Here is a 24,675-nt window from a genome sequence, read left to right on the forward strand (position 1 = left end):
GCGGACAAACCGCTTGCCGCCCGCGCCGGGCGTCTCCGGCAGTCGCCCGGTGACCGGGCGACCAGCCGCGGACTTCCCGGCCAAGCCGACCCCGACCGGGGCGACGGTGGTCCCGCGCCCCTTCGCGGAGGAGGACGCCCCCACGATGGCCGCGATCCTGCGCGACCCGGAGGTCCTCCTCCCGACCGGTTCGGCGGGAGCGCCTCCCGTCCCGGACGAGCGGCTGCGCTCCTGGTACGCCGGCCGCCGGACGGGGCGCACTCGCCCAGATACCCCCTAGGGGTATAGAGTGATGGCCGGGGAGGCCCGGCGACGGCGCCACGGCCGGCCCGGCGCACCATGAGTTCGGCGCACGATACGACTTCGCCGCACGATACGGCCGCGAAGCGACAGACCCGCGAAGAGGAGAACGCCATGACCGCCGAGACGAACACCGGCACCATCGAGGCCACCGGTTCCCGCCACAGCGACGGCACGGCCGGCGCGGCACCGGGGGGCACCACCGCGGTCTACCTGGTGAAGGGCATGACGTGCGGTCACTGCGAGGGCGCCGTGTCCGAGGAGATCTCCGGGATCGCAGGCGTCACCTCCGTGCAGGCCCTCGCCGCCACCGGGCAGGTCACCGTGGTCTCGGCCGCACCGCTCGACGAGGCCGCCGTACGCGCGGCCGTCGACGAGGCCGGCTACGAGTTCGCCGGTCCGGCCTGACCTCCGGGCGCCGCGCTCCCTCCACACCGGGGAAGGAGTCCCGGACCGCCCCCGCGAGAACCTGAGAGCCGGTACGGCCGGAACGGCCGGTGCAGACGGAACGGCCGGAGTGGCCGGAGTGGCCGGAACGGCCGGAGGCCGCGGAACGGAGGAGGCCGGAGGCCGCCCGCCAGGCCGCCCCGGTGAAGCCGCTCCCGTCCCGGCGGGGGCGGCTTCGCCGTGCCCACCCGCCCGCAACCCCGACTTCCGGCCACCCCTCGACAGGGCCTCGCCGCCCCGCCCGTCCGCCCCCATGCCGACCGTGCCGCGCCCTGAGGCGCACGCCACGGCCCCGCGGCGACCGGCCCCGAGGAACCCGAGATCCCGCGGTCGCGGGAATTGCCGGGACCTACTCGCCCGTTTCCGTGGCCAGCGGGCGGCTGCGTCTGCGATCCTTCACGTGGTACACAGGACCTTCACAAAGAGACCCAGATCACAGATATTCATGGGTAACCATTCGGGCTCTTCGCGAGTCTAGGTGGGCGATGCCAGAGCGTCTTGGGGGACGCTCATGGGATGTCTTGGGGGACGTCCCAGGCAAGCGTTGGCCGGGGCACGTACGACCGGGAAGCTTTGAGCGGCCCTCCCGTGGATGCGTACCCCGGCAGACCGCCTGGCGAGGAGCTTCTGCTGGACACCAGCAGACGCCCGGCCGGATCCCGTGGGGGGTATCCGCACCGGGGATATGGGAAGCGCCCCGCTTGCCGACCCGTGGGGGGATCGGCAGCGGGGCGCTTCTCGCCGTAGGGGGCCCGCGACGGGCCCGCCCGCCTGGACAACCGGCCCAGGCGGCCTCAGCGGGCCTCGACGGGTACGAAGTCCCGGAGCACCTCGCCGGTGTAGATCTGGCGCGGGCGGCCGATACGGGAACCCGGCTCCTTGATCATTTCGTGCCACTGGGCGATCCAGCCGGGAAGCCGGCCGAGTGCGAAGAGAACGGTGAACATCTCGGTCGGGAAACCCATGGCCCGGTAGATCAGACCGGTGTAGAAGTCGACGTTCGGGTAGAGCTTGCGCTCCACGAAGTAGTCGTCGGACAGCGCGTGCTCCTCCAGCTTGAGGGCGATGTCCAGCAGCTCGTCGGACTTGCCCAGGGCGGAGAGCACATCGTGGGCCGCAGCCTTGATGATCTTGGCGCGGGGGTCGAAGTTCTTGTAGACCCGGTGGCCGAAGCCCATCAGGCGGACGCCGTCCTCCTTGTTCTTCACCTTGCGGATGAAGGTGTCGACGTCGCCGCCGCCGGCCGCGATGCCCTCGAGCATCTCCAGCACGGACTGGTTGGCGCCGCCGTGCAGGGGACCCCACAGGGCGGAGATGCCGGCGGAGATGGAGGCGAACATGTTCGCCTGCGAGGAGCCGACCAGGCGCACGGTGGACGTCGAGCAGTTCTGCTCGTGGTCCGCGTGCAGGATGAGCAGCTTGTCGAGCGCGGCCACGACGACCGGGTCCAACTCGTACTCCTGCGCCGGGACCGAGAAGGTCATCCGCAGGAAGTTCTCCACATAGCCGAGGTCGTTGCGGGGGTAGACGAACGGGTGGCCGATCGACTTCTTGTAGGCGTAGGCGGCGATCGTCGGCAGCTTCGCCAGCAGCCGGATGGTGGAGAGATGACGCTGCTTCTCGTCGAACGGGTTGTGGCTGTCCTGGTAGAACGTCGAGAGCGCGCTGACCACGGACGACAGCATGGCCATCGGGTGGGCGTCGCGCGGGAAGCCGTCGAAGAAGCGCTTGACGTCCTCGTGCAGCAGCGTGTGCTGGGTGATCTCGCCGCGGAACGCCGCGAGCTGGTCCACGGTGGGCAGCTCACCGTTGATCAGCAGATAGGCCACCTCAAGGAAGCTGGAGCGCTCGGCCAGCTGCTCGATCGGGTAACCGCGGTAGCGCAGGATGCCCTGCTCGCCGTCGAGGTAGGTGACCGCGGACTTGTAGGCGGCGGTGTTGCCGTAACCGCTGTCCAGGGTCACCAGACCGGTCTGCGCCCGGAGCTTCCCGATGTCGAAGCCCTGGTCGCCGACGGTGCTCTCGACCACCGGATAGGTGTACTCACCGTCCGCGAACCGCAGTACTACAGAGTTGTCGCTCACGTCATCCCTCACCGACGTAGTGCCTCTTCTTCGAGGTGCCCTGACTGTCTCTACCATCCCCCATTTGGCTGAGGAGAGTGCACTCGGGGTCGACCATTAGCCCGGCCGGCGGCACTCAGTGCCGCTTAGCTCGCCCATCCTGCCCCCTTCGCCCCGGTTCCGGAAGTGTCAGGTGATCTTTCCCACGAACCCTCAGCCTGTCAGCCTGTGATCGAGCGCGGTAAAGCGCCTGCCCGCCGAGGCGGTACGGACCGCCTGCCCTATCGCCTTGCGGGAGCCGACCAGCACGACGAGCTTCCTCGCCCGGGTGACGGCCGTGTAAAGGAGGTTCCGCTGGAGCATCATCCAGGCCCCGGTCGTGACCGGGATCACCACGGCCGGATACTCACTGCCCTGGGAGCGGTGGATCGTGACCGCGTAGGCGTGGGAGAGCTCGTCCAGCTCGTCGAAGTCGTACGGCACCTCCTCGTCCTCGTCAGTCAGCACCGTCAGCCGCTGGTCGACCGGATTGAGTGAGGTCACCACGCCGACCGTGCCGTTGAAGACTCCGTTCTTTCCCTTTTCGTAATTGTTACGAATCTGAGTGACCTTGTCGCCCACGCGGAAGACCCGGCCGCCGAGGCGCTTCTCGGGCACATCGGGGCGGGCGGGAGTGATCGCCTGTTGCAGCAGCCCGTTCAGGGTGCCCGCGCCGGCGGGCCCCCGGTGCATGGGCGCCAGGACCTGCACATCGCGCCGCGGGTCCAGGCCGAAGCGCGCCGGGACCCGTCTGGCGGCCACGTCGACGGTCAGCCGGCCCGCCTCCTCGGTGTCGTCCTCGACGAAGAGGAAGAAGTCGCTCAGCCCGTGGGTGAGAGGCTGGGATCCCGAGTTGATGCGGTGGGCGTTGGTGACCACTCCCGACTGCTGGGCCTGCCGGAAGATGCGGGTGAGCCGGACGGACGGAACCGGGCTGCCGTCGGCGAGGAGATCGCTGAGGACCTCGCCGGCGCCGACGCTCGGAAGCTGGTCCACATCGCCCACGAGCAGCAGATGAGCGCCGGGCGCCACGGCCTTCACGAGTTTGTTGGCGAGCAGCAGGTCCAGCATGGAGGCCTCGTCGACCACCACCAGGTCGGCGTCGAGCGGCCGCTCCCTGTCGTATGCCGCGTCACCGCCCGGCTTCAGCTCCAGGAGCCGATGCACCGTGGACGCCTCGGCACCGGTCAGCTCGGCGAGCCGCTTGGCCGCCCTCCCCGTGGGAGCCGCGAGGACCACCTTGGCCTTCTTGGCACGGGCGAGCTCGACGATGGAACGGACCGTGAACGACTTGCCGCAGCCGGGACCACCGGTCAGCACGGCCACCTTACGGGTGAGGGCCAGCCGGACGGCCTGCTCCTGCTCGGCCGCGAGCTCCGCACCCGTACGGTCGGCGAGCCAGGCCAGCGCCTTGTCCCAGGCCACGCCCTGGAAGGCGGGCATCCGGTCCTCGTCCGTGCGCAGCAGCCGGGTCAGCTGGGCGGCCAGGGACAGCTCGGCGCGGTGGAAGGGCACCAGGTAGACCGCGGTGACCGGGTCCCCGCCCTCCGGCGAGGGGACCTGCTCCCGGACGACCCCCTCCTCCCCGCCCGCCAACTCGGCGAGGCAGTCGATGACCAGGCCGGTGTCGACCTGGAGCAGCTTCACGGAGTCCGCGATCAGCCTCTCCTCCGGGAGGTAGCAGTGCCCCTGGTCCGTGGACTGGGACAGGGCGTACTGCAGACCGGCCTTGACCCGGTCCGGGCTGTCGTGGGGTATGCCCACGGCCTGGGCGATCCGGTCGGCGGTGAGGAACCCGATGCCCCAGACGTCCGCGGCGAGCCGGTACGGCTGGTTGCGCACGACGGAGATCGACGCGTCCCCGTACTTCTTGTAGATCCGCACGGCGATGGACGTGGAGACGCCCACGCCCTGGAGGAAGACCATGACCTCCTTGATGGCCTTCTGCTCCTCCCAGGCGGCACCGATCATCTTGGTGCGCTTGGGGCCGAGGCCGGGAACCTCGACGAGCTTGCCGGGCTCCTGCTCGATGACGTCGAGGGTGCCCGCGCCGAAGTGGTCGACGATGCGCTCGGCGATCCTGGGCCCGATGCCCTTGATGAGGCCGGAGCCGAGATAGCGCCGGATGCCCTGGACGGTGGCGGGCAGGACGGTGGTGTAGTTCTCGACGGTGAACTGCTTGCCGTACTGCGGGTGGGAGCCCCAGCGGCCCTCCATCCGCAGCGACTCACCCGGCTGCGCGCCGAGGAGCGAGCCGACCACCGTGAGGAGGTCGGAGCTGCCGCGCCCGGTGTCGACCCGGGCGACGGTGTAGCCGTTCTCCTCGTTGGCGTAGGTGATCCGCTCCAGGACCCCTTCGAGCACTGCCAGATTGGACATGCACCGACGCTACCGCCCCGCTAGGACAACGTGCCGGGCCTGTGGAGAACCTCGCGTACGGCGTCGGTGAAGCGGCCCGGGAGGGATCGCCGGACGGGCCGTCCGCAGCCGGCCGCAGTCGGCCGCAGCCGCATCGGCGGACGCGTGCAGACCGCGAAGACCCCGAAGACCGCGGAGCCCGTCAAAACGCGGCAAACACGGCGAACACCGCGAACACGGAGCCCGCGGAGTCCGCGGAGTCCGCGGAGCCCGCGGAGATCTGGTCGCCGAGGCGTCATGCGTGTTCGGGCCCTTCACGGCCCACCCGGACACCCGGGGTGCCCGGTGCTGGTGGCCGCCACACGGGTCGGCGGCTTCCGGGGCCACCCGGATCCTGAGCCGGGCACGATCGCGGAGGTGCGGGAGTGATGCTGAGCCGCCGACCGGCCGCCACCCGGGACCGGCCGCCCGGATCGGCCCGTGGGACGGACCGGCCGGTCCCACGGGCCGATCCGGGAGACTCCACCGGGACGGGAGACTCCACAGGGCGGGGAACCCGGGACGGGGGTACGGCGTCCAAGGGCCGTGCCGCGGACGAGTCACCGCAGAGCGGAGTCGTCGGCCCTCGTCGTCGCTGAGATCGCCGACTCCCTCCCTGGCCGCCTGCGGCCCGCGGCACGCCGCCGCCGGTGCGCCCCCTCCCAGCACCGGTGGCGGCCCCTCTCCGCCGGGCCCCCGGCAACCCGGCGCGACCCGAGTGACCGGGCGCGAACCGAGCGACCGGGCGCGAACCGAGTGCCGGGCGCGCCCCCGGGCGGACCCTCGCGCCCCGGGCGGCTTCTCCGGTCGCCGCACGGTCTCTGACGCCCCCTCACGGCCCACGGCCCACGGCCCCCTTACGCCCCTCACCGCCCACGGCCCCTGACGGCCGCTCGCGACCCGCGGTGCCTCGCGATCCCGCACCCGGTAGTACCGGCGGCCGGGCGCGTGTCCGCACCGGTCCCTTGACTGGCAGTTACTTTCCGGATATCCGTGACCCTTGGAAGTTTCCTTCAAGGAAGGAGCACCAGTGCCCGACCGGACCACTCCGTCCAGACGTTCCGTTCTCGCCGCCTCCGCCGCGGGTGCGGCCGTTGCGGCACTCGCCTCCGGCCCCGCGCACGCGGGCCCGGCCGACCGCGGCGCCACCCGCGCCGGGCTCAAGCGGCTCATCTCGCGGATGAGTCCGGAGGAGAAGGTCGGCCAGCTCTTCATGACGCGGGTGTACGGGCACTCCGCCACCGCACCCGACCAGGCGGACATCGACGCCAACCTCAGGGAGATCGGCGTCCGTACGGCCGCCGAGCTGATCGAGCGCTACCACGTCGGCGGCATCATCTACTTCGCCTGGGCCCACAACACCCGTGACCCGCACCAGATCGCCGAACTCTCCAACGGAATCCAACGGGCCGGCCTGGCCCAGCCCACCCCCGTCCCGCTGCTGGTCTCCACCGACCAGGAGCACGGCATCGTCGCCCGGGTCGGCAGACCGGCGACCCTGATGCCGGGCGCGATGGCACTGGGGGCGGGCGGATCCCGCTCCGGCGCCCGGGAGGCCGCCCGGATCGCGGGAACCGAGCTGGCCGCGATGGGCATCCGGCAGAACTACGCGCCGGTCGCCGACGTCAACGTCAATCCGGCCAACCCGGTCATCGGCGTACGGTCGTTCGGCTCCGACCCCCAGGCGGTGGCCGGGCTGGTCGCCTCCCAGGTGCGGGGCTACCAGCGCGCGGGCATCGCCGCGACGTCCAAGCACTTCCCGGGGCACGGCGACACCGTGTCCGACAGCCACCACGCGCTCCCGACGATCCACCACAGCCGCGAGGAGTGGGAAGCCCTGGACGCCCCGCCGTTCCGGGCCGCGATCGCCGCGGGCGTCCGCTCCGTCATGACGGCGCACATCGTCGTCCCGGCGCTCGACCCCGGCGAGGACCCGGCGACGCTCTCCCGCCCCATCCTCACGGGGATACTGCGTGAGGAACTCGGCTACGACGGGGTCGTCGTCACCGACGCCCTCGACATGGCGGGCGTGCGGCAGAAGTACGGCGACGACCGGGTTCCGGTGCTGGCGCTGAAGGCCGGCTGCGACCAGCTCCTCAACCCACCGGACCTGAACGTCGCCTGGAACGCCGTCCTGCGGGCCGTGCAGAGCGGAGAGCTGACCGAGCAGCGCATCGAGGATTCGATCCTGCGCATTCTGCTGCTCAAGTCCGAACTGGGCCTGTTCAGGGATCCGTTCGTCACCCGCGGGGGCGTGGACCGCACCGTGGGCAGGCGGTCCCATCTGGCGGCCGCCGACCGGATCGCCGAGAAGACCACGACCCTTCTCGCCGATCCGGCCGGTCTGCTGCCGCTGTCTCGCCGCGGCCGTCGCCGTGTGCTGGTGGTCGGCGCGGATCCGGCCTCCCCGTCGGGGACCACCGGCCCCCCGACCCGCACCCTCGCGCAGGCCTTCGGCGAAGCGGGCTTCACCGCCACGGCACTGTCCACCGGCATCACCCCGACGGCCGCCGGGATCGAGGAGGCGGTGGCCGCCTCGGCCGGGAAGGACGTCGTGGTCGTCGGCACGTACAACGTCTCGGCGACCAGTCCGCAGCGCACCCTGGTGTCCCGGCTGGCGGCCACCGGGGTCCCGGTGGTCACGGTCGCCATCCGGAACCCCTACGACGTCGCGCAGCTGTCCGGCGCCGGCGTCGCGGCCTCGCTCGCGACATACGGCTGGACGGATGTCGAACTGCGGGCCGCGGTACGGGTGATCACCGGCCGGGCCGAGCCCTGCGGCCGGCTTCCCGTACCGGTGCAGCGCGCCGACGACCCGGCGCAGGTGCTGTACCCGGCCGGACACGGCCTGCGTTACCGGGGCGCCCGTCGCTAGGGCCGCGTCAGGCAGGGTCCGCCCCGTCGCGACGCCCGCGCGGCGTGCGGTGCGGTGCGGTGTAGTGCGGTGTGGCGCGGTGCGGGGTGGCGCGGTGCGGGGTGGCACGGTGCGGGGTGGCACGGTGCGGGGTGGCACGGTACAGGGTGCCCGATCGGCCTCGCAGCGGGGCCGCCCGGCTGATTCGGCAACGCAGCGATCCGCCGGGCCGGCCGTGCCGGGCGCCGCGCCGGGGCGGGACGGGACGGGACGGGACGGGGCGAACGCCGCCTGACGCGGCACCAATGCCCCGCGGAGCGGCGGAGCCGCCACCGCAACACGCCCCGGCGTAGCGCGGGGTACGCCGCGCTACCAGCCCCACTCCCCCACACGGTGGAAAGCCCCCTGCTCCCCTGGCGTGCGCCCGCCATGGCGGGCCACCCTGGAGGGACCGAGCAGGGGGATCCATGCGCATACGGCGGCTTTGGTCAGGAGTGGTGTGCGCGGTGCTGGTCTCCTGCGGGCCGGTCTCGGGGGACACCGGGAGCGAGGGCCCTCCGGAGGCCGGGGAGGCCCCGGCCTCGGCACCGGCCACGGCACGGGCCGCCACGGCACCGGCACCGGCCGCGCACGGGCCGCTGTTCCTGGGCCCGGGTGACTGCAGTGGCCGGGGCCGCACCGATGTCCGCGAGGTGCCCTGCACCAGCGAGAAGGCGGCCGCACGGGTGATCGCCCGCCACGACGGACGGCGCCGGGACGGGCCCGCCTGCCCCGCGGCGACCGACTTCGTGCTGCACATCTCGGAGCACCGCCCGGAGTTCGACGAGGACGGCGACGGTTCGGTGCCGCGCGGTTACGCGTGCATGCGCAACCTGGAGCCGCCGCACCCCGGCGACCCCGGAGGCGGGGGCGGCCCGCACACGGTCGTCGGAGACTGCCTCCACGGCTCCAGCGTGGGGCAGGTGAGGGAGACCCCCTGTGACGGGTCCGGCGCGCACCGACCCGAGTTCAGGCTGGAGTCGGCCGTGGACGAGCGGTCCCGGTGCCCGGGGTCGACGGACCTGTTCGTGGAGCTGCCCGTCGGCGAGGCACCGGTGGGTTGCGCCCGCCGCCTGTGACTCGGCGCATCGCGAGTCGGCGGCGGGACGCGGCTACCGGCCGCGGGACACAGCCCCACAGCCTCCGGGCCCGGGGGCGCCGAGGTCCGGCACGGCCCCCGGGTCCGGGGCCAACCGGGTTCGGCCTGGTTCAACCGCGTTCAACGGGTTGAGCAGATACCAGCAGGCGGCAACCGTTACCACCTGTTGCCAACAGGAACGACGGTGACCGACCGGGGCCAAACGGGTGAGACCGGGTACCCCGGGTTCGGCAGTACCGCCGAGGTCCCGGGATCCAGCCGGGCCACCGGGATTCGGCGGTCACGGACGGAGCATCGGCTCCCGCTCGATGTCCTGCCTGTCGAGCCTGGTGTCGGGCTTCGTCAGCCGCTTCGCCTTGGACGGGTCCTCCTGGACCGCGGCCGGGGCGACGCCCGCCCACTGAAGGATCCGGGCGGTGGCCTTGGCCCGCTGGTCCGCCTTCAGGCCGGCGACGTTGGCACCGTGGTTGGCGCCCGGGGCGGTGAAGACGTAGCTGTCACGCGCGCCCTTGCCGAGCCGGAACGGTTCGGCACCCCAGGGGTCGTTCTCGCCGTAGACGAAGAGCATCCGCCGTGCGTGGTGGCGGACCCAGCCGTCCACGTCGTCCATCACCCGCGGCTTGAAGCGCATGGGGATGTCCCGGGGCACGAACTCGCGCGGCGCCTGGTAGCCGTAGCGGCTGAGGCCTTCGAGGTGGGGCTGCTTGATGGTCGGGGCGCCGAGTTCCGTCCCCGCCTGGTAGTAGTACGGCGTGTACGGCTCCAGGCCCTGGTCGGTGTAGAAGGAGAAGCCGGAGATCGCGTCGACGCTGTCCCAGATCTCCTGGTCGGTGGCGGTCGCCGCCGGCGGGACCGAGGCGCAGTCGGCCGCCTGGCCGTACTGCCAGAAGGCCCAGGTGTAGTCGAGGACCACGGCCTCGAAGGCCTTGTCGAGCGAGCCGACGGTGCTGAAGGTGTAGCCGTTCTCGGCCGCGTAGGCGGTGTACCGCGCCTCCAGCGAATCGCGGCGGACGAGCGCCTCGCGCTGCACCGCGTTCAGCCTGTCACGGCACTCAGGTGTCCCGACCTCCTCGAAGAACCGGTCGTACGCCGAGTCCTCCTTGTTGTCGACGTCGTTCGGCGCGACATAGGCGACGACGCCGTCCATGTCACGCGGGTAGAAGCGCTCGTAGTACGTGGCGGTCATACCGCCCTTCGAGCCGCCCGTGGCGATCCACTTCCTGCCGTAGATCTTCTTCAACGCGGTGAAGACGCGGTGCTGGTCACTGGCGGCCTGCCAGATGTCGAGCTTGGACCAGTCGGCCGGGTCGGGCCGCGAGGGGCTGAAGAACCTGTACTCCAGGTCGACCTGGTTGCCGTCGACGATCTGGGTGGGCTCGCGCCGGCGCGGGGTCGTACCGACGTGGTAGCCGCTGGTGTGGAAGACGGTCGGCCGGGTGGTGTCCTTGTGCAGCACCGTGACGCGCTGCTGGAACGTGCCCTTGGACGGGCGCCGGTGGTCAACCGGCTGGGTGTATCCGAGCACGAAGTAGCGGTAGCCGGGGTGGGGCTTCTCCTCGATGAGGCTCATCCCGGGTATCGCGAGGATCCGGTCCCTGATGTCCCGGGACGTGGCGTCCTCGGACGCCGTGGCCGAGCCGACGGCTGGCTCGGCGGCGGTGGCCGCGCTCGCCGTCGTCCCGGCGCCGCCTATGAGCACCACGAGCGACAGCAGCCATCTCAGTGTTCTCCGCGTTTTCCGCATGCAACACACTCCCCTTGGTTCACAGCGGTCGCGGTGAACCTAGCGGGGCAACGCCGCCATGGCCAGGGTGAGTTGACCCGCGGCGCGGAAACGGGCTCTCTCAGCAGAGCGTCCAGCCGGTCGAGGCGCGCTTCCCGGCGACGGCCCCCGACACCCGGACGCAGCGGTTGAGGGCGTACACGGTGACGGGGCCCGCCTGCCGGGTGAATCGTCCGCTGTCGACGGACGCGCGACCGCCGCGCGGCTGGAGGGACACCGACATCGGCCGTACGGTGCCGGGCCGCTTGGCGACGGTGAGGGCGCAGACGTACTGCCGCTTCTTGTAGACCCGCAGTTCCCCCGTGGCGAACCCGACCGTCTTCGCGGGACGGCCGAAGCAGACGGATGCGGCCTCCGCCCGCTGGCCCCCCGGTCCCGCGAGCGACATCGCGCCGACGACCATGAGCACAGCGAGCACTCGCCTCACCAGCTTCCCGAACACACCTGCCCCCTCCCGCACCGAGCCGTACTGACTGACGTACTGACTGACGTACTGACTGACGTACTGACTGACGACGCGACCGGGGCCCGGAGGGTTGCCCGCCGGGGCCCGGGAGGGCGGGATGGGCCCCAGCCAAGGTGAGCCCCAAAGCCGCAATCAGCGGATCTTGAACGGGGAACGTAGCCGATCAGGTGGGCTTTCGATATCCACCTGCTGGCGCCGGTGCGGGTCAGTAACCCCCGGCCGGGCTGCGGCTGTCTGCTCGTCGTGCTCGCGCAGCATGCGCATGATGGTTGCGGGTGAGGGGTGCTGACCCTCCTGGCGCGCCGGTGGTGATGACGAGGCGTTTGGCGATGTCGCGCAGGTGGAGGGCCATAGACAGCATGACCTCGTCGGTGACGCCTGCGCCGCCGATGGTCTTGCCGCGTTCGCGGGCGGATGCGTGGCCTTCTAGAGAAGGTCGGGGATGTAGCCGCGTTCAGTACCGGACAAGGCGGCCAGCACCGTGAACACGACACCAGAGGGGTCGTACGAGCCCTGGAGTTCGCCGGTGAGGAACTCCAGACCGACGTCGCTTGCCTTCAGCTCCTCGCCGAGCATGGCCAGTTCGATGCCGCGACCTTGACGTTTGTGTTCGTGGACGACGAGGGTGACGGCGACGCCGGAGGAGCGGAGCTCTCCGGCGAGCTTCACGGCGACCTCCGGTTCGGGCCGCTTGGTAGCACGGGTGGAGATCTTCTCCGAGAAGACCCGTGTCACCCCGGCCACGGCGAGGGAGTCCAGCTGCGCGTCCAGGGACTGCCGGGCGGTCGCGGCACGGGCGTAGCCGAGACGTACCTGCCCGACCGGCTCACCGCCGCCCCTGACGGACCGGGGCAGCTCGATCCACGCCGCCCCCGGTTTCCGTACGGGCGGGGTCGGCACGTTCAGCACCTTGGCGAGTTGGGGCACGAGCCGGAAGCGGGCGGTGCGGTAAGGGATGGCCACCTTGCCTTCGCCTGTCCGGCATGGAGTGCTGGGCGGAACCGTGGGTGCAGGTCGAGATGCTGTCGGGCACGAATGTACTTGTTCAGGTGCCGGGCGGTGACTCGCCCCAAGTCGGGCACCGCTGCCGGTCGCGTCCCGCGAGGTGGTGTAAGCGATCATGCGCCTCGTCGTCCGGCACCCAACTAGCGATGATCTCCATGCCCGGCGCGGTACGCGAAGTAGCCCGGTCAGGCGCCGGGAGTGCCCCAACCGGCCGAAGTGCTCGGCGTGATGTGCGAGTGCCGGTCCCCTCATCGGCTACACCACCCGGCGGGACGCCATCCCGCTGCCCGTCCGAGGATGACAGCGCGCCAGAGCCGAACATGGTCGTCATCGGCAGTCTGTGGTGGTAGTTGTCCAGCACGATGTCCGCCCGGGGCAGTCAGCTCGTAGAGCGCATCTGCACGACTGCGAAGGCAGCGGCGTTCTCGTTCAGCCCCACTCTGGCTCAGGTTGATCATCTGCTGACCACTCAGCAGCACGCGTAACATGCCCCCGAAGGGGCCCGCGCACCGCGGCCCTTCGGGGGCATGCGCGCTTTCCGTCATTCGGCCGGTCGATTTCCCATAGTCTCGTAGGACACGCATGCTGCATCGTGGCGTCAAGTTCGCCCACGCCGCCATCCTGGCGTTCTCCGCCCTGTTCTCCTTCCTGTTCCTCAGGAGCTTCGAAGATCAGTGGACCCTCGGCTACGACGCGGTCGTCCAGGTCACCGAGTCGCGGGACACCAGTACCGGCCGCGCCATCGAACAAGCCATCGAATCGTTCGCCCGCGACCACGGTGTCACCGTGGGCCGCCAAGAACTCGACCTGGAACACCCCGATCGCAGCCGCGACCTCTACCTGACCCCGGTCGGCCCCCGCTCCGACTGGCTCGAGGACGGCTACCCCGCGTTCAGCCCCGGCCAAGCCACCACGACCCGGCCGTTCTCCGAGGTCTCCGACCGCGACCCGCGCGGCCTGTACTACCTCTTCGGCGATCCCGACGCCGTCCGGCCCTTCCTCGAACTGCTGCAGCAGCACGGCCTCACCGCATCGCACCCCGAGCCGACCTCCCCCGACCAGCTCTCCTACACCTACAGCGGCAGCGCCCTGGCCGGCTCACTCGTCGTCGTCGCCCTCGTCTGCGTCACCATGACCGGCGCCGGCGTCCTGCTCAACGCCAAAGCCTACGGAGTGCTGCGTCTGCAGGGCATGTCCCTGCCCGCGATCCTCGCCCGCGACCTGCGCCGGCTCAGCCGCTTCTGGACTGCCGCCCTCGGGGTCGTGGCGGTCGTGGCGACCGCCCTGCTGAACTGGTACAACCACCTCGCCTGGTTCGTTCTGTTCGCCCTCGTCACGGCCGCAACGGCGTTCGCGTTCACAGCACTTGTCCTCGTCACCCATGCCGCGATGCTCACCCTGACTGCGCGCACCGGTATCCTGTCCGCCCTCAAGGGCGAGATACCCGCCCGCTCCACCGCAGCCGCCGCCTACCTCGTGCGCGTGCCCGCCCTCCTGCTCGCCCTCGGTATCGCCGCCTCGGTCCTGCAGGCCGGACAGGACCTCGCCCGGCGCGAAGACAATCTCAACGTGTACGAAAAGGCGGGCGACGCCTCCACCATCCGCCTCAACGGCTACCTCGGTGCCCCCGACTCGCTGAAGAAGCTGGAGGCGAAGGTCGGCCCCTGGCTGCGTCAGGCCGATGCCGACGGCCAGATCGTTCTCGCCGGCCACAAGGACCCCGCACGCTCCCGTGACGCCCAGGGCATCCCCGCCGACGACCTGATGGTGGCCAACGAGACGTTCCTCGAGCAGCAGAAGATCCTCGCCCCGAACGGCCGCCGCCACCCTGCCACCACCGGTGGCGACGGCCGCATCCTGCTCATGGTTCCGCAACACCTCGCCGCTCATGCCGACAAGCTGACAAACCTGGTGCCCGGCCTGGTCAGCCCCTCCAACCCGGACCAGATCTCAGCCGAGCAGATCGACGTAAAGACCACCGCAGGCAGCCAGGAGATCTTCACCTACAACGCCCGCGGTACTCGCGAGGCCGGACAGGACCAGCTCTCGGACGAGTCCTTCCTCACCGACCCGGTCATCATCGTCGTCCCCAACGGTACCGACTACATCAGCGACAAGGGCTACACCGCCTACGCCTCGCAGCGCAGCATCGTCTTCCCCGACCCGGCCGACATCACCGCCGACATCGACGCCCACCACCTGCGCAACGAGGTTGTCGGCATCAGCCCCATCGCCGCCGACGCCACCCAGGCCATCCGCGACATCACCGCGGACTTCCGGCTGCGACTGTTCAACCTGGCATTCGCCCTCATGGTCCTGCTCGTCACCGGCGTCGGCGTCGTCATCGTCCACACGCGCAGAAACGCCCAACGAATCTTCGCCTGGCACATCCACGGCTGGACCTTCGCCACCATCCACCGCACCCTACTGGCCGCCGAGGCTGCGATCGCCGCCCTGCTCGTCTCCTGGCTCCCCTACCAGGTCCACCAATGGAATCAAGGCCTCGAGCAGTACAAGACCATGGGCATCCCTGCTCCCCGCGACCCGATGACGATCACCGGCCAGGACATGACCGTCATCACCGGCCTTGTCGCTGTCGAGATCGCAACCGCCCTCGCCGTTCTGACCTTCTTCCACCGCCGCATCGTCAAGGAAGGATCGACCGAAGCGTGATCGACCTGAACGGGCTGTCCAAGTCCTTCGGCCCCCGCACTCTCTGGCAGGACCTGACCTTCACCATCGAGGCCGGCCGGATGCTCGCGCTGACGGGCCCCAGCGGATCCGGCAAATCCACCCTCCTCAACTGCCTCGGCCTCCTCGACACCCCCACCACCGGCACCATGCGCCACCAAGGTCAGGACATCACCAGACTCAGCCCACGCAAGGCCCGCTTCTATCGACGCGACACCCTCGGCTACCTCTTCCAGAACTACGCCCTGATCGACAATGCCACCATCGCCGACAACCTCAGCGTCGCCGTCAAGCCCGTCCGCACCAACCGCCGATCCCGTCCCACCCTCGCCCAGGCACTGCACCAAGTCGGACTCGCCGGTCGCGAAAACGACATCGTCCACCGCCTCTCCGGCGGCGAACAGCAACGCGTCGCCCTCGCCCGCCTCATCGTCAAACAACCCGCCCTCGTCCTGGCCGACGAGCCCACCGGCGCCCTCGACCTCGACAACACCCACATGGTCATTGCCACCCTGCGCGCCCTGGCCGACACCGGCTGCGCCGTGGTGATCGCCACCCACGACCCCACCGTCAGGGACCTGTGCGACAGCGTCCTGCAGGTGGGAACCACCACCCACCCCAACCCGGTCAAGGAGATCACCGCCGCATGAACCCCCGTCTCACCTGGTCTCTCGCAGGCATCGTCGCTGTAGCCGCCGTCGTCTTCCTCGTCTACGGCACCCACGCGCTGACGATCATCCAGCGCGTCGCCCTCCGGGTGTTCTGACCAGTCCCTGGTAGGTGGGGGGGCTGGTGCGGTGGCTAACGCTCCGTTTCCAGTCCCTGCCGCTTCAAAGTGGATGCAGCTTGCTCCAGGGGACTCGGAAGCGGGCCGCTGCGGGCTCACGTCCCGGCCGCGCGGGCTCACGTCCCGGCCGCGCGGGCTCACGTCCCGGCCGCGCGGGCTCACGTCCCGGCCGCGCGGGCTCACGTCCCGGCCGCGCGGGCTCACGTCCGGGCCGCGGCCGGCTCCTCCTCGCCGATGAAGGTCCGCCACAACTCGGCGTACCGCCCGCCCCGCCGGAGCAGTTGGTCGTGCGTGCCGTCCTCGACCACCCTGCCGTGCGCCATGACGACCACGCGGTCCGCGCGGGCCGCGGTGGTGAGGCGGTGCGCGACCACCAGGGTGGTGCGCCGCCCGGTCAGCCGGTCGGTGGCCTGGTTCACCTGCGCCTCGGTGGCCAGGTCGAGCGCGGCGGTCGCCTCGTCGAGCAGCAGCACGTCCGGATCGACCAGTTCGGCCCGGGCCAGGGCGATGAGCTGGCGCTGGCCGGCGGACAGGTTGCGGCCGCGCTCCGCGACCTCGTGGAGATAGCCGCCCTCCAGCGTGGCGATCATCTCGTGCGCGCCGACCGCACGGGCCGCGGCCTCCACCTCCGCGTCACCCGCCCCGGGCCGCCCGTACGCGATGGCGTCCCGGACCGTGCCGGGGAAGAGGTACGCCTCCTGCGGCACGACACCGAGCCGGTGCCGGTAGGAGGTGAGGTCCAGGTCGCGCAGATCGGTGCCGTCGGCGGTCACCCGTCCGCTCGTCGGGTCGTAGAACCGCGCCACCAGCTTGACCAGGGTGGACTTGCCCGCGCCCGTCTCGCCGACGAACGCGACCGTCTGCCCGGCCGGGATCCGCAGGTCGACGCCGCTGAGCGCGCTGTCCCCGCCGTCGGCCCCGCCGCCGTACGCGAACGAGACGTTCTCGAAGGCGAGGTCACCGCGCAGCGAGGAAACCTCCAGCGGCTCGGTGGACTGCTTCGTCGACGTCGGCTCCCGCAGCAGCTCCTGGATCCGGCCGAGCGACACGGTGGCCTGCTGGTATCCGTCGAAGATCTGGGACAACTGCTGCACCGGGGCGAAGAACAGGTCGATGTAGAGCAGGTAGGCGACGAGCGCACCCACGGTGAGGGTGCCCGCCTCGATCCGGCCCGCGCCCACGATCAGGACGGCCGCCACAGCCACGGAGGACAGCAGCTGCACGAAGGGGAAGTACACGGAGATCAGCCACTGACCACGCACCCGCGCAGCACGGTAGCTCGCGCTGCGCTCGGCGAACCGCCGGCGGCCGGACCGCTCGCGCCCGAAGACCTGAAGGATGCGCAGCCCGCTCACCGACTCCTGCAGGTCGGCGTTGACGACACTGATCCGCTCCCGAGCCAGCTCGTACGCCTTCACCGACTGACGGCGGAAGAAGTACGTGCCGACGATCAGGACGGGCAGCGTCGCGAAGACCACGAGGGCCAGCTGGAGGTCGAGCACGACCAGGGCGACCATGATGCCGAAGAAGGTGACGACGGAGACGAAGGCGGTGACCAGCCCCGTCTGCAGGAAGGTCGACAGCGCGTCCACGTCCGTGGTCATGCGCGTCATGATCCGGCCGGTGAGTTCGCGCTCGTAGTAGTCCAGACCCAGGCGCTGGAGCTGGGCGAAGATCTTGAGGCGCAGGGCGTAGAGGATCCGCTCACCCGTGCGTCCCGTCATCCGGGTGGCCCCGATCTGGCCGACCCACTGGACGAGGACGGTCAGCAGCGCCAGGGCGGAGGCGACCCAGACCGCGGACATCGCGGCCTGCTCGACACCGTCGTCGATGCCGTGCCGGATCAGCACCGGCAGCAGCAGGCCCATACCCGCGTCGACGGCCACCAGCAGCAGGCTGAGGAGCAGCGGCAGCCCGAAGCCGCGCAGCAGTCTGCGCAGGCCGTACCCGTCGTCCTCCGGGGTCACCGCCCGGACTTCGTCCACCTGCGGGGTGCCGTCCGCCGGAGGGAGCGCCGCGACCTGGGCGAGGAGTTCCGGCGTCGCACCGACCGCCTCGTCCTCTTCCTCCTCTTCCTTGCGGACCCACAGCGGGGGCGTGATGCCGCGCTCGGCGTCGAACTCGGCGTCCATCTCGGCCCGCAGGGTGCGGTCCTCCGGGATCTCGACCGGGAGGGTGTGGCCCGGGGAGACCCCGCCCATCTCGTCGGGGTCGGTGAGCAGCCGCCGGTACAGCGCGGATCGTGCCTGCAGTTCCTCATGGGTACCGATGTCGGCGAGCCGGCCGCCGTCGAGGACCGCGATGCGGTCGGCGAGGCCGAGGGTGGACCGCCGGTGGGCGATCAGCAGGGTCGTACGCCCGGCCATCACTCCGCGCAGCGCCTCGTGGATCTCGTGCTCGACCCGGGCGTCGACGGCGGAGGTGGCGTCGTCGAGCAGCAGCAGCCGGGGGTCGGCGAGGATGGCGCGGGCGAGGGCGATCCGCTGCCGCTGGCCGCCTGAGAGGGTGAGGCCGTGTTCGCCGACCTTGGTGTCGTAACCGTCGGGCAGCTCGCTGATGAAACGGTCCGCCTGTGCCGTACGCGCGGCCTCGGCGATCTCCTCGTCCGTCGCGTCCGGTTTCCCGAAGGCGATGTTGGAGCGGACGGTGTCGGAGAACAGGAAGCTGTCCTCCGGTACCAGCCCGACGGCGGCCCGCAGTGACTCCAGGGTGAGTTCGCGTACGTCGTGACCGCCGACGAGGACCGCGCCGTGCGACACGTCGTAGAAGCGCGACAGCAGCAGCGAAACGGTCGACTTGCCGCTGCCCGAGGAGCCGACGACGGCGACGGTTTCGCCGGACCGGATCTCCAGCGAGAAGCCGTCGAGGACGGGCCGGGTACCCTTCCCGCTCCCGTCTCCCTCTCCGTCTCCGTCTCCGTCTCCGTCTCCGCTCCCGTTTCTGCTTCCGCTCCCGTTTCCGTTTCCGTTTCCGTAGGAGAAACCGACATCGTCGAACTCGACGGTCGCCGGGGCGTCGGCCGGCAGCACCTTGGTGCCGTCCTTGATCGCCGGTTCGGTGTCGATCAGTTCCAGGACCCGCTCGACACCGGCCCGCGCCTGCTGGGCAACGGTCAGGACCATGGCCAGCATCCGCACGGGCCCCACGAGCTGGGCGAGGTAGGTGGAGAAGGCGACGAAGGTCCCGAGCGTGATCTGCCCGCGGGTGGCCAGCCAGCCGCCGGCCGCCAGCATCGCCACCTGGCCGAGCGCGGGCACGGCCTGCAGCGCGGGGGTGTAGGCCGCGTTCAGCCGGACCGTGCGCAGCCGGCCGGCGAAGAGCCTGCGGCTGACGTCCCGCAGCTTGCCGGTCTCCTGGTCCTCCTGGCCGAAACCCTTGACGACACGCACCCCGGACACGGCTCCGTCGACGACTCCGGCGACGGCGGCGGCCTGCTGCTGCGCGTACCAGGTGGCCGGATGGAGCCTGACCCGGCTGCGTCGGGCGATGAACCACAGAGCGGGGGCGACGGCCAGCGCGACGAGGGTGAGCAGCGGCGACAGCCAGGCCATGACGCCGAGGGAGACGAAGAAGAGCACGAAGTTCCCGATGGTCATCGGGAGCATGAAGAGCAGGCCCTGGATGAGCTGGAGGTCGCTGGTGGCGCGCCCGACGACCTGGCCGGTGGACAGCTCGTCCTGACGGCGCCCGTCGAGCCGGCTGATCGTCCGGAACATGTCGGTGCGGAGGTCGTGCTGAACGTCGAGGGCGAGCCGTCCGCCGTAGTAGCGGCGTACGTAGGTGAGCGCGTAGATGACGAGCGCAGCACCGATCAGCAGCCCGGTCCACACGGACAGTGACCGTGAGTCACCGCCTATGACATCGTCGATCACGACCTTGATGATCAACGGCACGATGGCCATGACCGCCATGCCGGCGAGTGACGAGCCGAGTGCGAGCACGACGTTCCGCCGGTACCGCCAGGCGTAACCGGCCAGTCTCCGCGCCCACGATCGCTCTGCCGCCGCCGTCACCGGATACCTCCCCGTCGTCCTGACCTGCCGGAAGGCACCAACGCGGACCGGGCCCGATTTCATCCCGGTGGGGCACGGTGGGATGAAAGTACGGTCGCTGGACCTAGGACCGGCGGCCGTGGTCACGGGCACGCGACTCGCGGGTTTGAGGCCGGGGCGTTCGCCGAGGGCGAGCGGTGCATCCGCGCCCCGGAGCCAACGCAGCCCCGCCGTCACCGCGCCCCGCAGCCAACGCAGCCCCGCCGTCACCGCGCCCCGGAGGCAACGCAGCCCCGCAGGTGCACCCGCGCCCCGTAGCCCGCACGAGTGCACCCGCGCCCCTTCGCCCTACAGGTGTGTCGGCGCGAACATCCGGAGCACCGCGGGCAGCACCACGACCGAGGGGCCGGGCTGTGCGAGGGCCTTGGCGAGGTCCTCGCGGAGCGATTCCGCGGTGGTGCGCACGGCCGGGACGCCGAAGGACTCGGCGAGCGCGACGAAGTCCGGGCGGGACAGCTCGGTCGCGGTGGCCTCGCCGAAGGTGTCCGTCATGTACTCGCGCAGGATGCCGTAGCCGCCGTCGTCGACGATCAGCCAGGTCACCGGCAGCTCGTACTGCTTCGCGGAGGCCAGCTCCGCGATCGAGTACATCGCGCCGCCGTCGCCGGAGACCGCGAGCACCGGCCTGGTGCGGTCCGCGGCGGCCGCGCCGAGGGCGGCGGGGAAGCCGTAGCCGAGGCCGCCCGCGCCCTGTGCCGAGTGCATGGTGTTCGGCCGGCGGGCGTCGAAGGCGGACCAGGCCCAGTAGGCGAGGATGGTCATGTCCCAGAAGCTCGGGGAGTCGTCCGGCAGGGCCTCGCGGACGGCGGCGAGTACCTCCTGCTCCAGGGTCAGCTCCTGGCCGGCGATCCGCTCCCGGACCTTCGACAGCAGTGCGGAGACCCGCCCGGCGGCCGACGGGTCGCGGCGTTCCCCCACCGTCTCCAGCAGCGCGGTGAGCGCGGTCCGGGCGTCGGCGTGGATGCCCAGCCCGGGATGGTTGGACTCGAGCTTGCCGAGGTCCGCCTCGATCTGGACGACCCTGCCGCGCGGGGCGAAGGTGTGGTAGTTCGAGGAGAGTTCGCCCAGACCGGAGCCGACGACGAGCAGCACGTCGGCGTCCTCGAGGAAGTCGGTGGTGTGCCGGTCCTCGAGCCAGGACTGCATCGACAGCGGGTGCTCCCAGGGGAAGGCCCCCTTGCCGCCGAAGGTGGTCACGACGGGCGCGTCCAGTTTCTCGGCGAGTGCCAGCAGCTTGCCGGAGGCGTCCGAGCGCACGACGCCGCCGCCCGCGATGATCGCGGGGCGCTCGGCGTGCTGGAGGAGATGCGCGGCGGCGGCGGTGAGTTCCGGGCGGGGCACGAGGTCGCGCGGGGTGGCGTCCAGGGCCGTCACGACCGGCAGGGCCGTCTCGGCGAGCAGCACGTCCTGGGGGATCTCCACCCAGACGGGTCCGTGCGGGGCGGTCAGCGCGGACTCCCAGGCGGCGGCGACGGCGGAGGGGATCTGGGAGGCGGTGCGGACGGTGTGCACGGACTTCACGACGTCCCGGAACGACGCCTTCTGGTCGCGCAGTTCGTGCAGATAGCCGTGGCGTCCGCCGCCGATGCCCTCGCTCGGGACCTGGCTGGAGATCGCCAGGACGGGGGCGCTGGCCGCGGCGGCCTCCTGGAGCGCGGCGAGCGCGGTGAGCGCGCCGGGGCCGGTGGAGAGCAGCAGCGGGGTGGCCTGTCCGGTGATCCGGCCGTGGGCGTCGGCGGCGAAGCCGGCGTTGTTCTCCACCCGCAGCCCGACGTAGCCGAGGTCGGAGCGGCGCAGCGCGTCGAACATGCCGAGGGCGTGCTGGCCGGGCAGGCCGAAGACGGTGGTGGCTCCGAGCCCGGCGAGGGTCTCGACGACGAGGTCGCCGCCGTTGCGGCCGGGGGGCGGGTTGAGCGCGGCGTCGGCCTGCCGCGCCGTGGGGCGCAGCACGAGGTCGTGGTCGTGGGTCACTTGTCGTTCCTGGACGCGGCGATCTGGCGGGCCATGATCGTGGTGAGTTCGTACGCGGTGTGGGAGGCCGCGACCGAGGTGATCTCGGCGTGGTCGTAGGCCGGGGCGACCTCGACGACGTCGGCGGAGACCAGGTTGCAGGAGGCGAGCCCGCGGAGGATCTCCAGCAGTTCGCGGGAGGTCATGCCGCCGGCCTCGGGGGTGCCGGTGCCGGGGGCGTGCGCCGGGTCGAGGCAGTCGATGTCGATGGAGATGTAGAGGGGGCGGTCGCCGATGCGCCGGCGGAGCTGGTCGGCGACCTCGTCGGCGCCGCGGCGGTAGACGTCGGAGGAGGTGACGATGCCGAAGCCCATCTTCTCGTCGTCGGTGAGGTCCTGCTTGCCGTAGAGCGGGCCGCGGATGCCGACGTGGGACAGGGCCTCGGTGTCGAGGATGCCCTCCTCGACGGCGCGGCGGAACGGGGTGCCGTGGGTGTACTCGGCGCCGAAGTAGGTGTCCCAGGTGTCCAGGTGGGCGTCGAAGTGCAGCAGCGCGACGGGGCCGTGCTTCCTGGCGACCGAGCGGAGCAGGGGCAGCGCGATGGTGTGGTCGCCGCCGAGGGTCATCATGCGGGCGCCGGTGCCGAGGATGTCGTCGGCGGCGGCCTCGATGGTCTCGACGGCCTCGTTGATGTTGAACGGGTTGGCGGCGATGTCGCCCGCGTCCGCGACCTGGGCGAGCGCGAAGGGCGAGGCGTCCTGGGCCGGGTTGTACGGCCGCAGGAGCCTCGACGCCTCGCGGATGGCGTTGCCGCCGAAGCGCGCGCCGGGGCGGTAGGAGACCCCGGCGTCGAAGGGCACGCCGACGACGGCGACGTCGGTGCTGCCGACCTCGTCGAGCCGGGGCAGCCGGGCGAACGTCGCGGGTCCGGCGTACCGCGGGATGCGGGACGAGTCGATGGGGCCGCGCGGCGTCTCGTTGCTGCTCATGACCATGCCTCTGCTTCCTGCGCTTTTCTGCTTATCCGTTGGTTTGCAGTCGTTTGACTGTAACGGGGTTCACGGGGTGGCCCGGACCGCCTCCGGTTCGGGCCGCTGCTCGTCGGCCTCGGCGCCGCGGCCCGCCAGGCGCTCGCGCCAGTTGGCCAGGACCGCCTCGTCGGTGGGCTTGGTGGCGAGGGAGACGGCGACGTACGTCACCAGGGATGCGAGCAGGCCGTAGTAGATGGGCTCGTTGGCGAGGATGCCGAAGTTCGCCATCAGGGTGATGACGGCCAGTCCGCCGACGACGACGGAGGAGAGGGCGCCGTGCACCGTGCCGCGCTTCCACAGCAGTCCGCCGAGGATCGGCACGAGCAGTCCGCCGACGAGCAGGTTGTAGGCGACCGTCAGGGCCTCGACGACGTTGTTGAGGGCGATGGCGATGCCGATCACGGCGACTCCCATCGCCAGGATGAACAGGCGGTTTCCCTTGACCTCGTCGTGCTGTCCGCCGTCCGGCCGCCGCGTCACGGCGCCGCGCAGCCGCTGCCAGATGTCGTTGTTGGCGACGGTGGCGCAGGCGATCAGGGCGCCGGAGGAGGTGGACATCACGGCGGCGAGGGCGGCGGCGAGGACCAGTCCGCGCACGCCCAGCGGCAGGGCGTCCTTGACGATGGTGGCGAAGGCGTCGTCGGCGTTGGCGAGGTCGGGGTACAGGACCTTGGCCGCGGTGCCCACGACGGCGCCGGCGAGGGCGTAGGCGAGGCAGTAGGTGCCTGCGACGGTGCCGCCCCAGCGGGCCACCTTGTCGTCGCGGGCGGTGAAGACGCGCTGCCAGATGTCCTGGCCGATGAGCATGCCGAAGGTGTAGATCAGCACATAGGTGAAGATCGTCTCGCCGCCGATGCCGAACGGGGCGAAGTACTCGGTGGGCAGCTGGGCCTTCATCTCCGCGAAGCCGCCGGCCTTGACGACGGCGATGGGCAGCAGCAGGAGCAGCACGCCGATCGTCTTGACGACGAACTGCACCATGTCGGTGAGGGTGATCGACCACATCCCGCCGAGCGTGGAGTAGGCGACGACGATCGAGCCGCCGAGGATGATCGCGACGGTCCGGTTCATGTCGAAGAGGACGTCGAAGATCGTGGCGTAGGCGATGGTCGAGGTGACCGCGAGCATCAGGGTGTACGCCCACATCACCACGCCGGTGATGAGTCCGGCCCGGCCGCCGTAGCGCAGGTCGAGCATCTCGGAGACGGTGTAGACCTTCAGCCGGGCGATACGGGCCGAGAAGAAGACCGACAGGGCGAGCAGGCCGAGGCCGATGGTGAAGACCATCCAGGCGCCGGAGAGCCCGTACTTGTATCCGAGTCCCACGCCGCCGATGGTGGAGGCGCCGCCGAGGACGATCGCGGCCATGGTGCCGGAGTACATCGAGGGTCCGAGCCGGCGGCCGGCGACCAGGAACTCGCTCTTGGACTTCGCGCGGCGCATGCCCCACCAGCCCACGGCCAGCATGCCTGCCAGATAGACGACGATCACTGCGTAGTCGACGGCCATGGGGCCTCCTTCGCTCTCATCTCGGTGGCGTGTCGTGCAGAAGTTCACGGGGACGCAGCGGCTGCTCCGCGGGGACATCCGCCCGTACCCGCGTCCGCTGGACGACTAGACGATAGGTGGCCGAAAAGCGACGATGAAGTGTACGTTTCCTCCATTCTCGAAG

15 protein-coding genes are annotated in these 24,675 nt (G+C 71.0%); 6 read left to right on the forward strand and 9 right to left on the reverse strand.

From position 1 onward, the window contains the following. Nucleotides 1-49: 49 nt before the first annotated feature. Complete coding sequence (locus DDQ41_RS31845) at nucleotides 50-280, forward strand: GNAT family N-acetyltransferase (RefSeq protein WP_174720266.1); 231 nt, start codon at nucleotides 50-52, stop codon at nucleotides 278-280. Between the two features lie 134 nt (nucleotides 281-414). Further along, nucleotides 415-708 (forward strand): heavy-metal-associated domain-containing protein, encoded by a 294-nt coding sequence (locus DDQ41_RS07115; protein WP_109293715.1) that lies wholly within the window; start codon nucleotides 415-417, stop codon nucleotides 706-708. Between the two features lie 833 nt (nucleotides 709-1,541). Here DDQ41_RS07115 and DDQ41_RS07120 read toward each other — a convergent pair. After that, the gene (locus DDQ41_RS07120; protein ID WP_172607610.1) at nucleotides 1,542-2,888 is read right to left on the reverse strand and encodes a citrate synthase; all 1,347 of its coding nucleotides are present in this window, start codon (nucleotides 2,886-2,888) and stop codon (nucleotides 1,542-1,544) included. A 135-nt stretch (nucleotides 2,889-3,023) separates the two neighbouring features. After that, nucleotides 3,024-5,228, reverse strand: coding sequence for an SF1B family DNA helicase RecD2 (gene recD2, locus DDQ41_RS07125; RefSeq protein WP_109293717.1), 2,205 nt, complete (start codon nucleotides 5,226-5,228; stop codon nucleotides 3,024-3,026). Nucleotides 5,229-6,276: 1,048 nt separating this feature from the next. Here recD2 and DDQ41_RS07130 point away from each other — a divergent pair. Together DDQ41_RS07130 and DDQ41_RS07135 are read left to right on the forward strand one after the other, a co-directional pair. Continuing rightward, nucleotides 6,277-8,121, forward strand: a complete 1,845-nt coding sequence (locus DDQ41_RS07130) for a glycoside hydrolase family 3 protein (protein ID WP_109293718.1) — start codon at nucleotides 6,277-6,279, stop codon at nucleotides 8,119-8,121. 446 nt (nucleotides 8,122-8,567) lie between these two features. Continuing rightward, entirely contained in the window at nucleotides 8,568-9,218 is a 651-nt protein-coding gene (locus DDQ41_RS07135) for an LppU/SCO3897 family protein (RefSeq protein ID WP_109293719.1), read from the forward strand. 300 nt (nucleotides 9,219-9,518) lie between these two features. On the opposite strand, the gene DDQ41_RS07140 is transcribed toward DDQ41_RS07135, so the two are convergent. The 3 genes from DDQ41_RS07140 to DDQ41_RS32310 form a co-directional block, all read right to left on the reverse strand. Further along, complete coding sequence (locus tag DDQ41_RS07140) at nucleotides 9,519-10,982, reverse strand: S28 family serine protease (RefSeq protein ID WP_109293720.1); 1,464 nt, start codon at nucleotides 10,980-10,982, stop codon at nucleotides 9,519-9,521. 100 nt (nucleotides 10,983-11,082) lie between these two features. Beyond that, nucleotides 11,083-11,424, reverse strand: coding sequence for a hypothetical protein (locus tag DDQ41_RS07145; RefSeq protein ID WP_245991011.1), 342 nt, complete (start codon nucleotides 11,422-11,424; stop codon nucleotides 11,083-11,085). 489 nt (nucleotides 11,425-11,913) lie between these two features. Continuing rightward, the gene (locus tag DDQ41_RS32310) at nucleotides 11,914-12,450 is read right to left on the reverse strand and encodes a recombinase family protein (RefSeq protein ID WP_262508377.1); all 537 of its coding nucleotides are present in this window, start codon (nucleotides 12,448-12,450) and stop codon (nucleotides 11,914-11,916) included. Between the two features lie 624 nt (nucleotides 12,451-13,074). On the opposite strand from DDQ41_RS32310, the gene DDQ41_RS07155 reads away from it, so the two are divergent. Together DDQ41_RS07155 and DDQ41_RS07160 are read left to right on the forward strand one after the other, a co-directional pair. Further along, nucleotides 13,075-15,165, forward strand: coding sequence for a hypothetical protein (locus tag DDQ41_RS07155; protein WP_109293722.1), 2,091 nt, complete (start codon nucleotides 13,075-13,077; stop codon nucleotides 15,163-15,165). After that, the gene (locus DDQ41_RS07160) at nucleotides 15,162-15,833 is read left to right on the forward strand and encodes an ATP-binding cassette domain-containing protein (RefSeq protein ID WP_109293723.1); all 672 of its coding nucleotides are present in this window, start codon (nucleotides 15,162-15,164) and stop codon (nucleotides 15,831-15,833) included. Before DDQ41_RS07155 ends, DDQ41_RS07160 begins: the two co-directional genes overlap by 4 nt. Nucleotides 15,834-16,170: 337 nt before the next feature. Here DDQ41_RS07160 and DDQ41_RS07165 read toward each other — a convergent pair whose 3' ends face one another. From DDQ41_RS07165 to DDQ41_RS07180, 4 genes are all read right to left on the reverse strand, one after another. Then, nucleotides 16,171-19,983, reverse strand: coding sequence for an ABC transporter ATP-binding protein (locus tag DDQ41_RS07165; RefSeq protein WP_109293724.1), 3,813 nt, complete (start codon nucleotides 19,981-19,983; stop codon nucleotides 16,171-16,173). 327 nt (nucleotides 19,984-20,310) lie between these two features. Then, nucleotides 20,311-21,993 (reverse strand): thiamine pyrophosphate-binding protein, encoded by a 1,683-nt coding sequence (locus tag DDQ41_RS07170; protein WP_109293725.1) that lies wholly within the window; start codon nucleotides 21,991-21,993, stop codon nucleotides 20,311-20,313. Continuing rightward, nucleotides 21,990-22,961 carry an agmatinase gene (gene speB, locus DDQ41_RS07175; protein ID WP_109297588.1) on the reverse strand — a complete coding sequence of 324 codons (972 nt, stop codon included), beginning with the start codon at nucleotides 22,959-22,961 and terminating at the stop codon, nucleotides 21,990-21,992. Before speB ends, DDQ41_RS07170 begins: the two co-directional genes overlap by 4 nt. Before the next feature lie 69 nt (nucleotides 22,962-23,030). Continuing rightward, entirely contained in the window at nucleotides 23,031-24,512 is a 1,482-nt protein-coding gene (locus DDQ41_RS07180) for a sodium:solute symporter (protein ID WP_109293726.1), read from the reverse strand. Between the last annotated feature and the right edge of the window lie 163 nt (nucleotides 24,513-24,675).

Origin of the sequence: Streptomyces spongiicola, assembly GCF_003122365.1 — a bacterium.
Taxonomy (GTDB): domain Bacteria; phylum Actinomycetota; class Actinomycetes; order Streptomycetales; family Streptomycetaceae; genus Streptomyces; species Streptomyces spongiicola.